The organism is Haloferax sp. Atlit-6N (assembly GCF_003383195.1).
Taxonomy (GTDB): domain Archaea; phylum Halobacteriota; class Halobacteria; order Halobacteriales; family Haloferacaceae; genus Haloferax; species Haloferax gibbonsii.
In genome coordinates, this window is the sequence record NZ_QEQJ01000261.1 from 1 (window position 1) to 483 (window position 483).

Genomic DNA, 483 nt, shown 5'->3' on the forward strand with positions numbered 1-483 from the left:
TGTACTCGATCGGCAGTTCTTCGGTGATCGGCTCGATGAATCCCGAGACGATCATCTGCTTTGCGTCGTCGTCGTCGAGACCGCGCGACTGGAGGTAGAAGACGTCCTCGTCGCCGATCTTGCCGACCGTCGCCTCGTGGGCGACGTCGACTTTCGACTCGTTGATCTCCATATACGGCATCGTGTCCGACGTCGACTCGTTGTCGAACATCAGCGCGTCACACTCGACGGAGGTCGAGGAATCGGACGCACCGTCGGCGATGTGGACGAGACCGCGGTAGTTCGTCCGGCCGCCGTCCTTCGAGATCGACTTGGACTCGATCGTCGACTTCGTGTTCGGCGCGTTGTGGTAGACCTTCGCGCCGGTGTCGATGTTTTGGCCTTCGCCCGCGAAGGCGATGGTGATGTGGTTGTCGGAGGCGCCCGGACCCTTCAGCACGGTCGAGGGGTACAGCATCGTCGCCTTCGAGCCCATCGAGCCGG

1 protein-coding gene is annotated in these 483 nt (G+C 62.1%); it reads right to left on the reverse strand.

The annotated features are described in order from the left end of the window. Positions 1–483, reverse strand: a 483-nt coding sequence (locus DEQ92_RS22255; RefSeq protein ID WP_199522976.1) for a SufD family Fe-S cluster assembly protein, incomplete at both ends; no start/stop codon positions are given.